This is a genomic window from Pseudomonas sp. P20 (genome assembly GCF_016463925.1).
Classification (GTDB): Bacteria; Pseudomonadota; Gammaproteobacteria; order Pseudomonadales; family Pseudomonadaceae; genus Pseudomonas; species Pseudomonas aeruginosa.
The window spans coordinates 1-3,699 of record NZ_JAEMVM010000049.1; the positions used below are offsets into that span (position 1 = coordinate 1).

Sequence of the window (3,699 nt, forward strand, 5' to 3'; positions counted from 1 at the left end):
TGTTGTCACTGGATACGCCGAAAGCCTTGTCCAACTGCGGGCTGACGAGATAAGCCGTGGCCGCTGCGATGGCGTACCCTTTCAGACTGTCAGCACTGGTGGCCTGTTGCAGCCCCTTGCCAAGGTCACCGCCATTGTTGATGGTGCCAATGGCGAGGTTGCTGGCCATTGCGCCATACACCGGGCCGAGGTAAGCAACTGCAACGATGGCAATGGCCAGTGACGGCGCAGCCCCTAACCCCGAGTTGCTGTACTTCCAGCTATCGTGCACCTCCTGCACCATGCGCCAGTCCACATCCCCGCGCTGCTCGGCCTCCTTCAGCCACGCCAGTTGCGGATCCACCTGCACCATCGCGTCGATGGTCTGGCTCACGGTCTTCTGGTCGATGTGCTTGAGGTCGATCTTCAGCCCTTCCACGGCCTTGATCGCCAGGTTGCCCTGGGCGACGAGCTGGCTCTGGCGTACGGTTTCGTCGGTCTGGCCCTTGCCCTTCGACGACTGCCACGCCAGGTCGCCCTTGCTCTTCTCGTGGCTTTCCTGGTGCAGGTCCTTCACCGCGTCGAAGGTCACCGCGCCGCCGCTGACGATGGCCAGGTCGTTGCCCGATTCCAGCTTCGCGCCCTGGTAAGTCTGGTCGCCGCCACTGAGCAGGGTGAGGTCGCCGCCACTGGATATTTGGCTGCCCACTGCCGTCACATCGGTGATTTCGTCGCGCCGGGTCTTCTTGCTACCGAAGCTGCCTTTGCTCTTCTTGTCGTAGAGGTAGTAACTGCTGTCGTTGGCGGCCAGCAGCTCCAGCTTGTCGCCGGCCACCAGGTAGGCTTCGTCGCCGGCGCTGGCCTGGCTCGCGACCAGCCGCAGGTCCTGTCCGGCATTGATCGCCAGGTCGCCGCCAGCGTCCACGCGAGTGGCCTGCTGGGTGATCTTGTCGTCCTGGAAAGTGACCTTCTTGGTCTTGCCATAGGCATGCTCTTCGTTGGCAGCCGCGACCAGGCCCACATCGCGACCCGCCTCGAATGTCACGTCGCGACGAGCGTCGATGCGGCTGCCCGCGACGCTGATATCGCGTCCGGCGCTGACGCTGATATCGCGCCCCGCCACGACCTCGGCGCCCATCTGGGTCGTCTGGGTCTGGTATGCCTGGCTTCCTGCCGTCCAGCCCCGCTCCGCTACCGCAGCCGAAACCAGGACATCCCTGCCGCCTTGCAAGGCGAGGTCGCCCTTGCTGTCGATGACACCGCCAATATTGGCTACATCGCGTCCTGCCGAAACGGTCAGCTTCTGCGCAGCCTCGATACGCGCGGCGCTATCGGCAAATGCCTCAGTGGTACCGGTTCCCCTGTAGGAGGACTGGTGCTGGGTCACCGTCCGTTCATTGATGACGTCTCCGGTAAGGGCGGAGAGGCTTACCTCGCGCCCGGCAATGATGCCGCCCTGGTCATTGCGGATGGAGCCGCTGGCCAGCAGGTCGAGGCGGTTGCCGGCCTCGATCAGGCCGCTGTTGTCGATGTTGCCGGCTGTCGCGCTGAGGTCGTTCTGCGCGCGCAGGGTACCGGCGTTCCTCAGGTCCCCGCCGGTGATCAGGTTCACGTCGCGCCCCTGGATCAGCGCGCCGTTCGGGCCCAACCGCCCCTCGGCCTGGGCCAGGTAGACCACGGGGGCGAGGACCTTCTCGCCATTCACCTCGACTTCTTCCAGCCAAACGATGTCGTGGGTCAGCGCGGCCACCTGGGCGGCGCTGAGGGTGACGCCAGGGGTCAGTCCCAATACGTCCTTGCTGGCGATGGCGTTGTCCATCAGATAGCGGAACATCGCTTCGTCGCTGTTCAATCCGGCGATGAAGCGCTGCCCCGTACGCTGGACGATCGCTTCGCGTACCAGGCGCTGCTCGTATAGACCGTCGCCCAGGCGCTTCTTGCTATCGTCCGGATTGATACCCAGGCCACCGAGCAGGTAGTCCGAGTTGAGGAACTGCTTCAGCTCGGTGAGCGCCGGGTTGGTCTCGATCAGATACTTGTGGCTGTTGCTCGGTGTGGCATTGCTGGGCACGCCCTCAACGCGCGCAACCGACGGCAGGGTTTGCAACGCCGGCTGCCCAACCGGAGGCTCGGCAAGAACGGCGCTCCGCTCTTCGAGGCGAGGCAGGCTGCCCTGAGCCCTAACGGCCGAAGGCAGTGCCTGCACCGACGACTGTTCAGCCGGCAGATCGGCAAGGATGCTGCCATTGCCACCTGGACTGGAGACTACCCCCTCTACACGCACTGTCGAAGGCGAGGCCTGGACCGTCGCCTGCGCACCCTGCCAATTGGCGAGAATAGTTCCATTCCCATCGTGACCGGGCACTGTGCTTTGAATACGATCAGCCGCGGGAAGGCTTGAGAACGAGGGTAGACCACCGCGCAGATCGGCGAGGATGACGCCATTGCCGCTGTGACCCGATGCATTGCCCTCGACGAGTCCACCCAGTCCCGTGGTCGCCTGGTGCTCACCGGCCTGGAAACGGCCAGTGTTTCCCCCGTCGCCCGAGATTGGCGCGGAAGCCCGTAGCGCATCGATAGCCTCAGCTACCCGGCCTTGATAGGCGGAACCGGCAAGCGAGGTGACACGATCATCGCCGACACGACGCGCCTGGGTACTCCAGCCACTTGCGCCACTGCCTGTCTGTGCGGATACAGATACGCCATGGCCGCTCTGGGTGAGATCGCTGGCGGATTTCAGAGCACCACTTGCCTGGTTCACCTGGGCTCCTTGGGACGCCAGGCGGAAGAGCCCATTCTGGCCTTGAGGCAGGCTGAAGCCCGGCAAGGTGAGAGGATTGATCTGTTGCCGAGCTAGATCTGGAGGTAACTGAGAGTGAAGTACGATATCAACTACGCTTGAAGACTTACCAACCGTCGTAGACCCCAAGTCTTTTCTCGAAGCCGTGTAGTCCTGCCACTGCTTTATGTCGCCATTATAAAGATTCCCGCTTGCGACCAGTGAAACTGTCCTGCCGGACTCGATAACAGAAGGTAGATACCCCCCCTCCCGGAAAACTTTTGCATCACTGATAAGCGTATAGCTGTTGAACTCTTTAGGTATATCTACCGCATTCCCTTTCCCGTACAGTGGATTTACCTTGCCCCCTCCCTGATATTTCCTCTCGTAGGGTACAGTCTGACAACTACCCTCCATGCAGTTCACAGAGTAGTAATCATGTATCAGCTTGGAGTTCCTGCGTTGATAGGTCTCAATCCCTCCGCCGTCATTAAGCAACTCTATTAGTTTATCTTCTGACCATCTGTCTGTAGGTCCCTTGAAAACTCGATTTCGAGTGTAATCACCCGATGCTATCGAAAGATTGCTGAAGTTTTCAGCAGAAAGCTCAACATCACCTCCAGCAGATACCGTCGAGCCAAAATTATTGAACTCCTTGAACCACCCCTTTAGCGCTCCGCCAACGCTAAAGCTAGAAACAGGAGAGGCCAGCTCAAAATTTGATTTATAAAATTCATCAACATAAAAGACATTCGTGCGCCCACCGTCTAATTGATCAAACGTTATATCTCCATACTCCAAGGTCTCAGAAGAGCTGTAAGCATCGACCTTATTCTCAAAAATTTCAGCACGCACAGTGGCATTACCCACTGCCTCAATCGTAGACGAGCGATTATTTACACTACTCGCCCAGCCCCCCGCATCGTCGCGGGCGATATCCA

At 60.1% G+C, this 3,699-nt stretch carries 1 protein-coding gene; it reads right to left on the bottom strand.

Translation table 11 applies throughout. The features are described 5' to 3' along the window. The coding region (locus tag JHD77_RS30435; RefSeq protein WP_233410318.1) for a hemagglutinin repeat-containing protein at window positions 1–3,699 on the bottom strand (3,699 nt) is incomplete at both ends.